Here is a 13,769-nt window from a genome sequence, read left to right as displayed (position 1 = left end):
CAGTAATATGGAAATACTACTTTTGCCACATTTTAGCGGCTTGCTGATCGCTATCATGCGCCTCAACCCACTTACGACCAGTATCACCGGCTTCAAGCTTCCAAAAAGGCGCTTTGGTCTTTAAAAAATCAATTAAAAACTCGCAAGCTGCAAATGCCGCTTTACGATGAGCACTGGTCACACCGATAAACACGATTTGTTCGCCAAGCACCAGAGTACCAACTCGATGAATAATTGTCACTTTGCTTAATGGCCAACGATCGCAAGCTTGTTGGCTAATTTGCATTAATACCGACTCGGTCATCCCAGGATAATGCTCTAGGGTTAAATCGGTTACGGCACTGCCATCATTAAAGTCACGTACTTTACCGACAAAATTGACCACGGCGCCGTCCTGATTATTGCAGGCAAGTAACCCATACTCATCGGCGACACAAAAATCTTCAGTGTGAACACGCACATTAATTTGAGGATTACACTGTTCCATATTATCCCCCTGTAACCGGAGGGAAAAAGGCCACTTCATCGCCGTCTTTAACCGGTGAATCCCACTGACTCATGGTTTGATTAATTGCCACCAGTAATTTGTCTGATGCCAACACTTTGGCCCACTTGTCATCAGTGGCGGCAAGCGCTGCACGTAACGCTTCAGCGGTATCAATATTCTCGGCAGTATGCTCAACTTTAGCGCTGCCTAATAACTCACGAATTTGCGCAAAAAATAACACTTGGATCATAGTGGTTTCTCACTGTCTTTATTCATAACATCTATCGAGGTTTACCCGAGTAATCATTGACCGATTAAGCTTGGAAATGGCCTGATTTACCGCCGCGTTTTTCCAGTAACCTAACTTGAGAAATAATCATGTCTTTTTGTACCGCCTTACACATGTCGTAAATGGTTAATGCGGCGACACATGCCGCCGTTAACGCTTCCATTTCGACACCGGTTTTGCCTGACAATTTACACAAACTGGTAATGCGCACGCGGTTATTCTCAGGCTGAGCTTCAAGCTCAACTTCCACCTTAGTCAGCATCAAGGGATGACATAATGGGATCAAATCAGCCGTTTTTTTAGCCGCTTGAATCCCGGCAATACGTGCGGTCGCAAACACATCACCTTTGTGATGACTGCCATTCATGATCATGGCTAAAGTCTCAGGAGCCATATCAATAAAGGCTTCAGCGCGGGCTTCACGCTCAGTGACCGCTTTTTCAGTCACATCGACCATATGGGCATTGCCATCGGCGTTAATATGGGTAAAACGATTGCTCATACTGTAATTGCCTTAATCAAATTCAATCTCTATCGACTGAGGACCACTATATTGTGTGTCATCCGTTTGTTTAGCTCAATAACCGCTTAACCACCAATAGAAGCAAGGTGCTGAGTCACACCGGTAATACCTTGATGTAAATAATGGGTTTCTTTTTTCTGGGCTAATTGACCGTGTAAACGACTTATTAATTCATCTTGCTGCGAAGGATTTTGCAATAAATCACGCAAATCGACGCCATTTTCAGTAAACAAACATAAATGTAATTTACCTTTTGCAGACACACGTAAGCGGTTACAGCTGGCACAGAAATTCTTAGCGTAAGGCATAATTAGCCCAATACGACCTTGGTAATCTGCATGACTGAAGTTTTGCGCAGGACCATCATCAACACTTGGCAGATCATATAACCAGCCTTGTTGCTCAAGTTGTTTTTTTATGTCCACACCAGCTAGATGATGCGCGTTAAAATAATCGTGACCTAAACCCGTCTCCATTAACTCAATAAAACGTAAATCGATAGGTGTATGTTTAATCCACTGCAAAAAACGTGGTAAATCTCTATCGTTTAAGCCTTTAAGTAACACGGCATTGACTTTAACCCGCTCAAACCCCGCCTCAAGTGCGGCATCAATACCCCGCATCACTTGGTCGAATTTGTTTTCGCCGGTAATTTGATAAAACATTTTAGGATCTAGGCTATCAACAGAGATATTAATACGCCGTAAACCAGCGTCATACCATTCTTTAGCATGTTGCTGTAAACGATAACCATTGGTGGTCATTGCTACGGTATTAATATTAGGATTTGCGGCAACGATCCGCACAATATCTGTGAAGTCTTTGCGCAGAGTGGGCTCACCACCGGTGATTCGAACTTTTTGAGTGCCGACCTCTCCAAAGCCTGCAACGAGATTTTCAATCTCATTAAGCGTTAAAAAGCTAGGCTTGCCATCGGGTTTATACCCATCGGGCAAACAATAAGAACATTTGAAATTACAAACATCAGTAACTGACATCCGCAAATAGTGAAATCTTCGACCAAAGCTGTCTTGTAATTGGGACATGTTAACCTTTCCAAGTGTGGGAGGTGAGTGCATTTCTTTACTCACCCCGGTGGCAAAATTACCACGGCTAACTGCCCATATCATTGACGTAGGGCAAAAAGCTCGGAGAACCGTCAGATCCAATTATAGGCCTAATTGCGGTTTCACAAATACCCCTTTAGGTGAATATCTTAATTTAAAAGACTATAGGGTTATTTTTTTGTGACTCGACTCACGCTGACAAGATTGTGTTTGCTACTGTGACAAAAGCAAATTTTGCGGTAAAGTGAGTAAAGAACAAACGATCGTTTACTTATCATTATATAAAAACAATAAACCCGCGATGAACGGGAAACTTGGAAAGGTGAGAACATGGAACGCGAGTCAATGGAGTTCGACGTAGTAATTGTCGGTGCAGGCCCTGCGGGTTTAGCAACTGCTTGTCGTTTAATGCAAATATCTAAAGATGCCGATAAAGAAATCACCGTTTGCGTGGTAGAAAAAGGCTCTGAGGTTGGCGCACATATTTTATCGGGTGCAGTATTTGAACCCGATGTACTAGACGAATTGTTTAATGATTGGCGTGACTCAGATATCCCGCTAAACACCAAAGTCACACATGACGAAATCTATTTGCTTAATTCAGAAACGCAATCACGCTTAATACCAAATAGCTTAGTGCCTAAAACAATGCACAATGATGGTAATTACATTATTAGTGTTGCTAACTTAGCCCGTTGGTTAGCCAACAGAGCAGAGACCATGGGCGTAGAGATTTTCCCAGGGTTTGCCGCCAGTGAATTGCTATTTAATGCAGATAACAGTGTTAAAGGTATTTTAATCGGTGATATGGGCGTCGGTGAAGACGGTCAACCTAAAGACAGCTATATGCCAGGTATGGAATTACATGCCAAATACACCGTTTTTTCAGAAGGCTGTCGTGGTCATTTGGGTAAACAATTGATCCAAAAATATCATTTAGACAATGGCAAAACGCCGCAGCACTATGGCTTAGGCTTTAAAGAAATTTGGAAGGTCCCTGCCGAGCAACATCAACCGGGTAAAGTGGTTCACACTGGCGGTTGGCCACTGGTGAATGGCTCATCAGGAGGTGGATTTCTCTATCACATGGAAGACAACCAAGTCGCTGTCGGGTTGATAATCGATTTGAATTATAAAAATCCTCATCTCAGTCCATTTGATGAATTTCAACGCTATAAAACTCATCCCGTTATTGCCAAAGCATTAACGGGTGGTGAGCGCTTATCCTATGGTGCAAGGGCCATTGCCAAAGGCGGTTTAAATTCATTGCCTAAAATGAGTTTCCCAGGTGGGTTAATTATTGGCTGTAATGCTGGCACGCTTAACTTTGCCAAAATTAAGGGCACCCATACTGCAATTAAAAGCGGTATTATCGCGGCTAAAACCTTAGGTGAAGGCTTAATTGCAGGTTTAGAAGGTGGTAAAGATCTAGATTGCTTCCAACAACGTTTTGAAGAGAGCTGGCTTCACGAAGAACTATACCAATCGCGTAATTTTGGTCCCGCATTACACAAGTTTGGTACTCTACTGGGTGGCGCTTTTAACTATATCGACCAAAATTGGTTTGGCGGCAAGTTTCCAGTGACCTTTAGAGACACGACGCCAGACTATGCCACAATGGGATTGGCCAGCGATTACACCAAAATTGATTACCCTAAACCTGACGGGAAATTGAGCTTTGATAAGTTATCGTCAGTGTATATGTCGAGCACTTATCACGAAGAAAATCAGCCGTGTCATTTACATCTAAAAGACAAAAGCATCCCTATTTCGGTCAATTTAGCCAAATTTGATGAACCCGCACAACGTTATTGTCCGGCAGGTGTTTATGAAGTCGTTGAAGAAGCCGGTGACAAAAAGTTTGTCATTAACGCTCAAAATTGTATTCATTGTAAAACCTGTGACATTAAAGACCCGAGCCAAAATATTACTTGGGTTACACCAGAAGGCGGCGGCGGGCCAAACTATCCCAATATGTAAGTTAACCAATAGCTAAATTATTGGCACCGTCAAAAAAACGCACACAAAATAGTAGTGCGTTTTTTTTGTTTTATCGACTATCATGCGCCACATAAAATCAGAACAACCTACACAAAAAGACTATTTTGTTTCCGTACTCAAATAGAGAAATAAGTTAACGCAGTGAAATCGACTTGGCGTAAAGCCGGTTATTTCAAACTTAAACGTTATGCTGATATCAAGACTGATTCACGCAGCTAATTGCGAGCCTGTTGCATGTGAACTCAGTACTATTATCGATACATCGACAGTTTAATATGCCTTTATTATTTAACGCTGAAATGACTCAATGCGTTTGCTGACAAAATAACTATCAATTTATTGCCATAATATTCCCATATATCATAAAGATACTCCCAAGAGGCTGTTGTAGATGAATACATTTAATACCCTTACCATTAAGCAAAAAATCTTGCTTACGGTAACGTTCGCTGTACTGCTGTCGACGATGTTAGTCGGACTGCTGAGCCAACGAAGTGCAAAACAAATCGTCGAACAGCGCATGTTAAACTCAGAAATGCCGAGCTTGCTTATGCAAATCCGCAATCAAGTCGACCTCGAAATTAGTGGTTTAATAAATGCTTCGGAACAACTCGCTAATAGCCGAATGTTACTTGGATGGCTTGAAAATGGTCGTCCAGCAGACCAAGAAAGTCTCGTGATTGCACAACTTAATGACGTAAAAGATCAATTCGGCTTGGCTCAAGCGTCTTATGCCGATCGTGAAAGTGCAGCCTATTATACCCAAGACGGGTTTTTACGCGTGTTAACCCCAGAGCAAGACAGCTGGTTTTTTGATTACCGTGATAGCAAACAAGAGCGAATGCTGAGTATCTTTACCGAAGCCAATGGTGAAGTAAAACTATTTATTAGTTACCAACAACCCAATGGTCGTGGGCTTGTTAGTTTAGCCAAATCATTAGATGACATGGTTAATTTACTGGCTTCATTTAAAATAGAAGATAGCGGTTTTGTCTATTTAGTGGATGCCAAGGGTGACGTAAAACTGCATCAAGACACGCGTAAAGTGGGTAAGAGTAAACTTAGCAGCTTGTACCCTAACGCCAATACTAACCAGCTGTTAAACCAAAGAGACTTTAATTTGGTCAAAGCGGAAGTCGATGGCCAGAATATGCTGATCGCCAGCAGCTACATTGAATCAATGGACTGGTACTTAGTTGCTCAAGTGCCTGAAGCGGAAGTCTTTGCCTTGCTACAAGAGTCTGCGTATCAAATTTTACTGTGGACAATACTTATCGCAGCGGTGTTTATTGCGATTTCGATTGTCGTTGCCGGTTCGGTCAGTCGTCCGATTGCCCATATTGCCGAGCTATTTCGTAACATTGGTGAAGGTGAAGGTGATTTACGCCAACGACTCCCTGTTACTGGAGATGACGAAATAGCCCAGCTTGCCCGTGGTTTTAATAGTTTTATCAGCAAAATTCAAGATACGGTAGTCGAAGTAGCCAAAACCAGCGAGCAGCTAGGTTTATCGGCAGTTGATGTATCAAACCAAGCCCATCAAACGTTAGATGATAGCCAATTACAAAAAGACCGCACCATCATGGTTGTCACCGCAATTAACGAAATGGGTGCTACGGTTAATGAAATTGCGACCAATGCAGCTCAAGCAGCGGTTACCGCTCGAGATGCTGATACCGAATCGATTGATGGTCAAAAAGTGGTCACTCGTGCACGTTCAACTATTAATCAATTATCTAAAGATGTTGAACAAGTCGGTGAAGTGATTGAGTCGTTAGCAACGCACACTAAGTCAATTGGCAGCATTTTAGATGTTATTCGTGCCATATCAGAGCAAACTAACTTACTTGCACTTAACGCGGCGATTGAAGCCGCTCGCGCAGGCGAAGCCGGACGAGGCTTTGCTGTTGTTGCAGATGAAGTGCGTAACTTGGCTTCTCGAACGGCTGCATCGACCAACGAAGTGCAAACCATGATTGATAAGCTTCAATCAGAAACCAGTCGTGCCGTTAATGCGATGGAGCAATCTCGTAGCCGCTCACTCGAAGGTGTTACAGCTGTTGATGAGGCAAGTCATTCGTTAAGTGGTATTAGTCAACGTATTGCGCTGATTAGCGATATGAACATTCAAGTTGCTGCCGCGACAGAAGAACAATCAACCGTAGTTGAAGACATCAATCGCAATGTGACTGAAATCAACGATATTACTCAACGTACAGCAGATACTGCTCATGCGGCTGCGCATGCAAGCAAATCATTGAATCAGTTAGCCACTCGTCTTGATACCCTAGTGGCGCGCTTTAAAGTGTAATGCGTTAATCAATAGCCATAAAAAAACGCCACTCATTTGAGTGGCGTTTTTAAAGCTTATGATTATTGGCCATCACTTTATGTTTATAGTACGGGTTACTTCAGAAACCGAATCGTGAGCGGATATTGGTAAGCGATGCCATCGCTAGCTTTCACCATCGCGATAATGGTACAAATAATATCAAGCAATGCCAACGCCGCTAACAGTAATACTCCCACGCCAATCAAAATCAATATTGCTGATACCAGGGCATAAACCATTAAGCTCAATTTAAAATTAAGACAATTCTTTCCGCATTGGTTGGCAAACTCAAATTCATCACGTTTCATTAACCAGACAATTAAAGGTCCTAGAACACTGCCCAAAGGAAAAACATACCCCACAAAACTGGCTGCATGGATCAATAAACCCATATCTCTCGCTTGCTTGCTAACTTCGCTTATCGGTTCGGCCATTTGATATTCCTTATCATTTTTTTATTATATTGTTATTCTCTAACTCGCTTTGCCATATAAGCGCATTGCCCAATCTTCTATGCTTTGCTGATCAAGTCTGCGCTGCAATGAATTAACCCAACTTTGCGCTAAACCGTCACATTCAAGCAGCAGCTGATATTGCGCAGCATCAAATTCAGCTAAAAAATAAATCTGCATGGCTTTAGCCACGCTAATATCCGTTTTCCTCTCCAGCAATACAATACTATCACTAGAACGAATATCGCCTTCAGACAGCACCCGATAAAACCAACCGCACATGCGACTTTCTTGCATGGCTAAGGCAAATTTAGGCTGACCAAACTGTAAATTGAGTTTAAAACAAGGCGAGCGAGGCTGAGTGACTTGTAAGGTAACATCGCCAATTTGGACAATGTCGCCGATATTAACCTGTGCTTCATTAAGGCCAACTGTACTGATGTTTTCGCCCATTGAAGGTGCATCACCAAAGGTTGGCATTAAATCCCAGCGCCGGTATTGGCCATAATGTTCACGCGGAAAATGATGTAGCACTCTGTCGAGACCACCGTGATGTTTAGGGTCGGCCTCACGATTGCCTACTACCCGGTCAAACTGCACGGTCAAAAGCTTAACGGCATGTTTTTGATTAATACAACTGGCAACTCCGTTATGCATTTGCACTTGGTCACCTAAATACAGCCCAGAAATACACTTTACCAATCGCTCACTCATCCAGCATGTCCTTGCTTAAGTATGATTACACAGTGCCAATATACCCAATTTTCAGACAAAAAAAGCCTTACTGTAGAAGAGTAAGGCCATCAATAAAATGGGAGATAATATAGCAAAAATAATAGCTAAAAATGGTCTGAACCATTGGATGCTATAAAAGTTGTTTAGACGGGCTCATCATAAAGGCCAACAATGACACTAAAATGACAAACCAATACTATTTTAGTTATCCGCATATACTTAGCAATGCGCAGCGTTCGCCTGCAAACCTTAACTTAACCCAAGTTGACCTTAGGCTAGATACTGTTTTAGTGCCTCGCCTGGAATTGAGCTTTTGGTTGCAACAGCAAACGATGCCCACAAAGCTCCTTCATGCATTGCATCGGTAATCGACATCTGCTGACATAAGCCATGGGTCACCCCAGAGGCATAGGCATCGCCAGCACCAGTAGTGTCGACCACATCGGCTGTAACGGCTGGAACATGTTGTTTGCCATCCGCGCTATACACCATCGCCCCTTGGTCGCCATCGGTAACAATAAAATATTCTAATGCATCGCCGCCAATCGCTTGCGCAAACAACCATGGATCTTGGTTGCAACGACCTTGCATATCGGTAATCGATGCGATCAGCACATGACAAGGACGGTTGCGCTCATCTTTTGCCAGTTGAGATATCACTTTGCAGTTAGGATTAGACGCAATAGCATTTGCCGCCCAAGCGCCGGCACCTTTTGCTGAGGAGTTAATATAAAAAGCATCCCAATGTTGCCAGTCGGGTGGCGCGGGAAGTTCAAAAATAGGTCGCTGTGGTCGAATAATGGTCCGTTCACCATCGGGTGTCATCACCAGTAACATTTCACAAGTATTGCCACTAAAGCGGTGCACCAAACGACAATCGAGCCCTAAGGTGCTGGCCTTAGCTAAAATCCAGTCACCTATGTCGTCACTACCGACTTCACTCACCAGTGACACCTTGTGTTGAGCCCACACTAAGCCCAATCCGGTATTCGCACCACCACCGCCTAAACGTAATCCACCATCTTGATAATGAAAACGGCCACCGGTTTTTAGTGGCTTATCAAGCACTAGAATGCGATCACAATTGATATTGGCAAGTAAAAGAATATTGGCCATGCAACTCACCTAAAAAAGCGTCGATAAAAAGAACCTTGAGTATAACAAAAAGGCCGTGATTAACACGGCCTTTGGTTATCTCGATGATCTCAATACGGGTTAAGAGATGGGATTATTAAACTAACATAAAAATATTTAAGTTAATTTTATATCAAACTTGCTATTTTTTTTGCTAACAAGGCGTATTCACGCGTGAATAGCAGCATCAATAGCGGGTCTATTGCAAGTCAATACAACGCAGATAACAAGGCAAATGGTACTTTGATAAGCGTTGATTATCCCGAACTGAGATTACATATCACCAGTGGCAAGTGGTTGACGCAATTGGGCACGCACATTGTCCATGCCGGAGTAAAACTCCTTCATCATCAATAGCCCCAACATTTTGCCATTATCGGTCACAATCAGTTCATCTGGGTTAACTGGGTCATTTTTAAGTGCCCCCATCGCTTTCATTGAGGCCATTTCTTTAAACAAGGCGGTGTCTAAATTAACGTTGAAAGTATCGCGAAAATATTTACGTGATAAACGCCCAGAAAACATACCCAGCAAAAAGCGATATTGCATGACTTCTTTTAGCTGGTATTTTTTCTGTTGCTCAACCGCCATACGGCCTTCGGCAATACGTTGTTGATATTTTTTCAGCGAAAATGTATTCACGTATAGCGTGTCATTTAAAAAACTAAATGAACCAGAACCTACACCGAGATACTCATCATAATCAATAACGTACTCATCAAAGCCTTCGTTATTAGTTTTACCAAATGCCCAAGCCGATAACTGTGTGTATTGCCCCGTCAAGTGGTTTAAAATCTGTCGGTACTGATTGACCATTTCACCTTGGGGTGCAGCCAGCTGATTTTTAACGCTTTTACGGGTTTGGTGAGTGATCATTAGCGGATAAGTAGTAATTTGGCGTGGGTCGAGTTTTGAGGCAATTTCAAGATCTGACTGGATAATTTCATCCGTTTGACCACGAAAACCAAAAATTAAATCCACATTGATAATAGGAAACAGCTCTTTGGCCGCCATAATATTGTCAAAGGTTTGTTGGCCAGAACCAAACTTGTCTAAGCGATCGGTCATTTTTAAAATGCCATCATCAAAGCTTTGTACCCCAATCGACATTCTGTCGACCAGTCCTTTTAATTGCTTAAATTCAGGGTTGGCCAAATGCTGCGGATCAGACTCACAAGACACTTCTTTAATGCCAGGAAATAGGGTTTTTGCATGTTCGATGGTGCGGGCTAATTCATCTTCAAGCACTGTGGTGGTGCCACCGCCAATGTACATAGATTCAAACTCATAGCCTAAATCTTTGGCCATTTGCATTTCTTTACGCAGCGCAACAAAGTATTCGCGCGCTTTATCTTCGCGGAATAAAAACCGGTGAAAGGTACAAAACGAACACAAAGTATGGCAAAACGGAATGTGCGCATACAACATGTATTTTTTGCCTTCGATGGGCTTAGGCATGCGGTCAGTAGAAATGGTGTCGAGGCGCAGGTTTTTATCAACATAAAACTGCATGACCCGCTCCATAGAGCTGATCATCCAATTGGGTACGGTAATATTAGATTGATAAGGTTTAATCAACTCCTGGCTGGCTGATTGAATAATTGGAGACATAAAAAATCCTAACTGAATGAGCCCTGAGAGCAAAACCATTGATAAAAAGCGCTAAATAAAATACGCATACCCTAAGCAGGAAACCAAAATATCACTTTAGAGATAGCTAAAATGTGAACTAGCTAATAGATATGCAAACTAACACGGTTATTGGTGCACATTTGTTAAGCAGGTCATGTTTTAGGTATTGCTTATTGAGTTACTGATGAGGGGCTAATGCTGCGGCTAAAACCAGAAAATAGAACAAAGCAAGCTGAACCTACAACCAAAGTCGGACACGCATATCAACAGCAGAAGAAATCTTAGTTGATAACTTTTTGATAATAATGAGTATTAATCAGCAAGCAATTTAAATGAAATCATAAACAAGGTTTGCTGATTAGGATACACAGTTTGGATCAGTTGCTTTAACTCAACTAATGGCAGGCTTTCTTGACTAGCATGAAACTCATTAATGTCATCAAATGCTAATGGCTCAACGGCCAAAATAATGATGTCACACACCTTGGTATGGCTTTCAAGGGTAAACACCTGCACGTGACTGCCCGGCTGGTAATGGTTTTCGCTGGCATCGCGGATAGTAATCGTCTTCCGCCCTGATGCAACTAACGGCGTTAAAAACTCAAAAAAGGTCATTTCCGTGGGGACTGTCATCATTAGGTGGCCTTAACTAAAAACATAACGTACCCACTCGGGGCACATGACTGACTCGGAATAGGAATAGCCATTATAACCTCCCGCACTCGCCTGGGCTTTGATCAAAGTAGCGTTTAAACTCGCGGCTAAATTGGGCCGTGCTTTCGTACCCCACCTGAGTTGATACCTCTTTAACCTTCAAATTCTGCACTTGTAATAACGCTTTGGCTTTATTCAGGCGGATCTTCTTTAAGTATTGTATCGGTGATGAGGCGGTGACCTCTTTAAAGCAACGATGAAACGCCGACGGGCTCATATTGACCAAACGAGCTAAAGTGTCTACTTCAACCGACTCACCATAATGTTTATGAATGTAGCTAAGGGCTTTTTCGACCCTCGATAAACGAGTGTGGCTAAGCGACAACGCATAAAGCGGTGCGGCATTGGGCGAGTCTAATAAACGATACAATAACTCAAGCACTAACGCCTCACCCATTACTTTGGCTTCTAATGGCGACTGTAACGCCTGTAATAGCCGAATAACGCTGCAATCCATGTCTTCAGTGTTATCAGCAACAAAAAAGCCACTCTGGCGCGATTCGTTTAAATCTTTAGGGATCTGATGATGCTCATCCATCAGTCGGATAATGTAATTAAGCTGCACTAAATCGATATCAACCATCAATACTAATACAGGCTCTTCAATACTGGCAAACGTTTCACACTCTACCGGCAGTGGCACCGTCATCACTAATGAGTGCTGGCGGTCGTAATCGAAGCTTTGGTTGTCTAAGTAAACCCGCTTTTTACCTTGGCCGACAATAAGCACACCTTGTGAATAGCACATGGGTCCGCGCGCGCCATACCGTGAGCTACGAAACACATGCACACCGGATAAATGGGTATTATTAACCCCTTCAGTTGGGGCAAGTTGTGCCATTAATTTTGCTGCTTCACTCATACCTTCCCCTTAGAAAAAACCTCATACCAATACTATCAAAAAAGCAGTAAAAGGTATCAAATTAACCAAAAAACCACCTTATTTAAACAATATAGATAGGAATAGGCATGAACTCGATAGCTCTGTGTCTGTTTATTTTGACTCAACCAGCTATCATAATCACATAATTTAACCTTGTTGTTGTGTATATAAAATTTGTCCATAAACGACTTATGCATCAACAATCAGTCAACTCTTTGTTTCACCGCTCAACCAAAAGGCGTCCATTATGCTCAATTTTGATTATCGTAACCCTACTCATGTTGTTTTCGGCAAAGACCGTATCGCAGAGTTAGACCAACTTGTTCCAGCCAATGCACGAGTATTAATCACTTACGGTGGCGGCAGCGTGCAACGTTTCGGCACACTCGATAAAGTCAAAGCCGCATTAGGTGACCGCATTGTATTTGAGTTTGGCGGCATTGAGGCAAACCCGACATACGAGACCCTAATAAAAGCCGTTGATGTTGCCCGTAAAGAAAACATCGACTTCTTACTGGCTGTCGGTGGTGGTTCGGTTATGGACGGCACCAAATTTATCGCCCTAGCGACTCAATTTGACGGTGACACAGCAAGTTTATTACATCACGGCTTTACACCGGTTCCAGTGGCTAATGACAACGTCATCCCACTTGGCGTTATTGCTACCCTGCCGGCTACCGGTTCTGAGATGAACGCCTTTGCAGTAGTGAGCTATCAAGGCGGTAAGTTCCCAGTAAATCACCCATGTGCTTACCCAACATTTGCCATGCTTGACCCTGAATTGACTTTTAGCTTACCCAAAATTCAAGTGGCAAACGGTGTTGTCGATGCGTTTGTGCATGTGCTTGAGCAATATGCGACTTACCCCGTTGATGCCCGCGTACAAGACCGCATGGCAGAAGGCATTATGCGCACCCTTATTGAAATTGGTCCTATCACTGTTGAAGAGCCAACAAACTACGATGCCCGCGCTAACTTAATGTGGAGTGCTACATCTGCTCTAAACGGTATGATAGGCACAGGCGTGCCATTAGATTGGTCTACTCACATGATTGGACATGAGTTAACCGCACTATTCCATATCGACCATGCACAAACGTTAGCCGTTGTATTGCCATCACTATGGCGTGTATTGAAAGAACAAAAACACGCTAAATTAGTGCAATACGCAGCACGCGTTTGGGATATCACTGAAGGTGATGAAGCTAGCCGAGTGGATCAAGCCATTGACAAAACAGAAGCTTTCTTCCAGCAAGTGGGTTTACCAACCCGTTTACGCGATCACGGTGTAACCCAAGATCAAATCAGCCTAGTGATTAATGCATTAGAAGCTCATGGCATGACCGCATTATCTGAAAGCGGCCAAGTCGATTTAGCCACCAGCCGTAAGATTTTAGACATGGCGTGGTAATAACGCTTACAGCCTAGGCGATCAACCCATTCATCGCTTAGGCTTGAGCGGCTATATCCAAGACTATGACTAACACTAAACAAAAAGGGCTTAACAATGACTATCATTG

13 protein-coding genes and 1 riboswitch are annotated in these 13,769 nt (G+C 42.9%); of the genes, 3 read left to right on the top strand and 10 right to left on the bottom strand.

Annotated elements, in window-relative coordinates; all coding sequences use genetic code 11:
- Positions 1–16 precede the first annotated feature (16 nt).
- The 4 genes from moaE to moaA form a co-directional block, all read right to left on the bottom strand.
- The gene (gene moaE, locus EGC80_RS05460; RefSeq protein ID WP_124012982.1) at positions 17–487 is read right to left on the bottom strand and encodes a molybdopterin synthase catalytic subunit MoaE; all 471 of its coding nucleotides are present in this window, start codon (positions 485–487) and stop codon (positions 17–19) included.
- A gap of 1 nt (position 488) precedes the next feature.
- Positions 489–737: a molybdopterin synthase sulfur carrier subunit gene (gene moaD / locus EGC80_RS05455; protein ID WP_101033602.1), complete on the bottom strand. Its 249-nt coding sequence runs from the start codon at positions 735–737 to the stop codon at positions 489–491.
- 64 nt (positions 738–801) lie between these two features.
- On the bottom strand, positions 802–1,278 hold the full coding sequence (gene moaC / locus EGC80_RS05450; protein WP_124012981.1) for a cyclic pyranopterin monophosphate synthase MoaC: 477 nt from the start codon (positions 1,276–1,278) through the stop codon (positions 802–804).
- Between the two features lie 86 nt (positions 1,279–1,364).
- Entirely contained in the window at positions 1,365–2,345 is a 981-nt protein-coding gene (gene moaA, locus EGC80_RS05445) for a GTP 3',8-cyclase MoaA (protein WP_101033598.1), read from the bottom strand.
- A riboswitch (molybdenum cofactor riboswitch) is annotated at positions 2,333–2,465 on the bottom strand. It overlaps the preceding gene by 13 nt.
- 231 nt (positions 2,466–2,696) lie before the next feature.
- Here moaA and EGC80_RS05440 point away from each other — a divergent pair.
- Together EGC80_RS05440 and EGC80_RS05435 are read left to right on the top strand one after the other, a co-directional pair.
- Positions 2,697–4,346, top strand: a complete 1,650-nt coding sequence (locus EGC80_RS05440) for an electron transfer flavoprotein-ubiquinone oxidoreductase (protein WP_124012980.1) — start codon at positions 2,697–2,699, stop codon at positions 4,344–4,346.
- A 412-nt stretch (positions 4,347–4,758) separates the two neighbouring features.
- Complete coding sequence (locus tag EGC80_RS05435) at positions 4,759–6,678, top strand: methyl-accepting chemotaxis protein (protein ID WP_124012979.1); 1,920 nt, start codon at positions 4,759–4,761, stop codon at positions 6,676–6,678.
- Positions 6,679–6,773: 95 nt separating this feature from the next.
- On the opposite strand, the gene EGC80_RS05430 is transcribed toward EGC80_RS05435, so the two are convergent.
- The 6 genes from EGC80_RS05430 to EGC80_RS05405 form a co-directional block, all read right to left on the bottom strand.
- Positions 6,774–7,133 (bottom strand): DUF4870 domain-containing protein, encoded by a 360-nt coding sequence (locus EGC80_RS05430; RefSeq protein ID WP_124012978.1) that lies wholly within the window; start codon positions 7,131–7,133, stop codon positions 6,774–6,776.
- 39 nt (positions 7,134–7,172) lie between these two features.
- Positions 7,173–7,865: an MOSC domain-containing protein gene (locus EGC80_RS05425; RefSeq protein WP_101033590.1), complete on the bottom strand. Its 693-nt coding sequence runs from the start codon at positions 7,863–7,865 to the stop codon at positions 7,173–7,175.
- A gap of 291 nt (positions 7,866–8,156) precedes the next feature.
- On the bottom strand, positions 8,157–9,002 hold the full coding sequence (locus tag EGC80_RS05420) for a PfkB family carbohydrate kinase (protein WP_124012977.1): 846 nt from the start codon (positions 9,000–9,002) through the stop codon (positions 8,157–8,159).
- 291 nt (positions 9,003–9,293) lie between these two features.
- Entirely contained in the window at positions 9,294–10,631 is a 1,338-nt protein-coding gene (locus tag EGC80_RS05415; RefSeq protein WP_124012976.1) for a coproporphyrinogen III oxidase family protein, read from the bottom strand.
- A gap of 333 nt (positions 10,632–10,964) precedes the next feature.
- The gene (gene yqfB / locus EGC80_RS05410; RefSeq protein WP_124012975.1) at positions 10,965–11,288 is read right to left on the bottom strand and encodes a N(4)-acetylcytidine aminohydrolase; all 324 of its coding nucleotides are present in this window, start codon (positions 11,286–11,288) and stop codon (positions 10,965–10,967) included.
- A gap of 70 nt (positions 11,289–11,358) precedes the next feature.
- Positions 11,359–12,228: an AraC family transcriptional regulator gene (locus EGC80_RS05405; protein WP_124012974.1), complete on the bottom strand. Its 870-nt coding sequence runs from the start codon at positions 12,226–12,228 to the stop codon at positions 11,359–11,361.
- Positions 12,229–12,496: 268 nt separating this feature from the next.
- On the opposite strand from EGC80_RS05405, the gene EGC80_RS05400 reads away from it, so the two are divergent.
- Positions 12,497–13,660 (top strand): iron-containing alcohol dehydrogenase, encoded by a 1,164-nt coding sequence (locus EGC80_RS05400; protein WP_124012973.1) that lies wholly within the window; start codon positions 12,497–12,499, stop codon positions 13,658–13,660.
- Positions 13,661–13,769 lie beyond the last annotated feature (109 nt).

The sequence above is a fragment of the Shewanella psychromarinicola genome, assembly GCF_003855155.1.
GTDB classification, from domain to species: Bacteria; Pseudomonadota; Gammaproteobacteria; order Enterobacterales; family Shewanellaceae; genus Shewanella; species Shewanella psychromarinicola.
Note: the sequence above shows the minus strand (reverse complement) of the source record. Positions and strands in the feature narration are given on the sequence as shown.